Source organism: Actinoplanes sp. NPDC051633 (assembly GCF_040681735.1).
Classification (GTDB): domain Bacteria; phylum Actinomycetota; class Actinomycetes; order Mycobacteriales; family Micromonosporaceae; genus Actinoplanes.
Window position 1 is genome coordinate 1 of the sequence record NZ_JBFAZH010001396.1, and the last position, 1,817, is coordinate 1,817.

Sequence of the window (1,817 nt, forward strand, 5' to 3'; positions counted from 1 at the left end):
TGTTGGCGCTAGCCGGTTGTCCTCACGGCTGCTAGATCATCTTCCCCACCCGGGCGGGTTGATGTTAGTTGGTGTGGACGGCTCGTAGTGAGATGACATTGGATGGTTCGGGTGCCGGTTGTGCGGCTTGTGGTGTGGTCAGTAGCGCGACGATGGTGATGGGTTGGCCGCAGTGCGGGCAGTCGCGTAGGGCGGCGGGTTCGGGCCGGTAGGGCTTCGGCATGGCGGTGCTGGTGTCGGGCGGTGTGGTGGTGTCGCGGGCCCGGCGGCGGCCTGCTTCGGCGCGGCAGCGCCCGGAGCAGTAGGTGTGCCGGCCGGTGTTGCGGGCGGCGGGTGTGAAGGTGTTCCAGCAGATCGGGCAGGTGCGGGTGTCGGGTTCAGCTGGCACGGTTGTTCACCGCCTGGCGCAGGGTGCTGGCGTGGTTTTGGTGGGCGCGTAGCCGGTAGGAGGGTCCGTCGATGCCGACGACGGCGGCGCGGTGCAGGAGCCGGTCGAGCATGGCTGCGGCGACGGTGGCGTCGCCGAACGCGCCGGCCCAGTCCGCGATGCCGACGTTGGTGCTCAAGATCGTCGACGACTTCAGATACCGCTGGTTGATCACTTGGAACAGGGCGGATGCGCCGTCGCTGGGCAGTGGCAGATACCCGAGTTCGTCGATCACCAGCAGGCGCGGGCCGGCGAAGAAGCGCATGCAGGTCGCCCAGCGGCCTTCGATCGCGGCTTTGTGGCAGCGGGCGGCAAGATCGGCGGCGGTGGTGAAGTAGACCCGGTGGCCGGACTCGACCGCTGCGCGGGCCAGTCCGACCGAGAGCATGGTCTTGCCGACGCCGGGCGGTCCGACGAACAACACGTTGGAGGCGTCGTCGAGGAACCGCAGGGTGGCCAGATCGCGGATGAGTTTCTCGTCGACGCCGGGTTGCGCGGCGAAGTCGAAGTCGCTGATTGACCAGGGCTCGGGCAGGCAGGCGAACCGCAGCCGGCCGGCGAGTTTGCGGGCCTCGGTGGATTCGACCTCGATCTCCAGCAGCCGCTCCAGGGCCGCAGTCAGCGACAGCCGTTCGGTGCGGGCGGCGTCCAGGATCCGAGGCAGGGCCTCAGCCGCTTCGTTCAGCTTCAGATAGGCCAGATGGGCGCGCAGTTGCTGATAGCGGCGTGCTTCGCTCATCGCCGGTGGGCTGGTAGTCACGAATGGTTCTCCTCGGTTGTGCTGACGCTGTCCGGGGTGGACGGCGGGTTCTTGAGCCGGGCTGCGGCCGCGGCGTAGGTGGACATGTCGATCACGACCCGGGCGGCGGGATCGCCGGTCGCGACGCCGCGCAGCCGGGATGCCTCGACCATGGCGGCGGCCGAGGGTGGACGGCGGGTTTTGTGCTGGCAGCGCTGGCCGGTACTGAATCGTTCGAGGACCGCCTTCTCCAAGGCGATGACGTGTCCGTCGTCGCGGATGATCTCGCCGGCGCCGTCAGGTTTGCGGGGGTGCTGCGCGACGATCACACCGGAGGCAGTGGCCAGCCGGACGGTGTCGGTGCCGAGACGGTGCCTGACGGTGATCGCGGTGCCGCGCATGCCCGGTGGGACGGAGTAGTGGTTGCCGCGGAACGGCACCAGCCCTTGCGGGGTGACGGTGTTGGTCAGCTCGAGCTCGGCCGGGAACGGCGCGAGCGGGCAGGCCCGCAACGGCTCAGCCTCGGCGAGCTCACCGACGGTGCTGCGGTGTCCTGCGCGCATCCGGCGCCGGCCGTCGAGGCGCTCGCAGAGCGCGTCCAGTCCTGCCTGCGCCGCCTGGATACTGATGTCGTCGGGCAGCGTGCGCCAC

At 69.5% G+C, this 1,817-nt stretch carries 3 protein-coding genes; all 3 read right to left on the reverse strand.

The genetic code is table 11. From position 1 onward, the window contains the following. Positions 1 to 64 precede the first annotated feature (64 nt). Positions 65 to 388 carry a hypothetical protein gene (locus AB0M20_RS41365; protein WP_364306781.1) on the reverse strand — a complete coding sequence of 108 codons (324 nt, stop codon included), beginning with the start codon at positions 386 to 388 and terminating at the stop codon, positions 65 to 67. Beyond that, on the reverse strand, positions 378 to 1,187 hold the full coding sequence (gene istB / locus AB0M20_RS41370) for an IS21-like element helper ATPase IstB (RefSeq protein ID WP_364306782.1): 810 nt from the start codon (positions 1,185 to 1,187) through the stop codon (positions 378 to 380). The genes AB0M20_RS41365 and istB overlap by 11 nt, the downstream gene beginning before the upstream one ends. Next, positions 1,184 to 1,817: hypothetical protein (locus AB0M20_RS41375; protein WP_364306783.1), on the reverse strand; the 634-nt coding region annotated here is incomplete at its 5' end. The genes AB0M20_RS41375 and istB, both read right to left, overlap by 4 nt.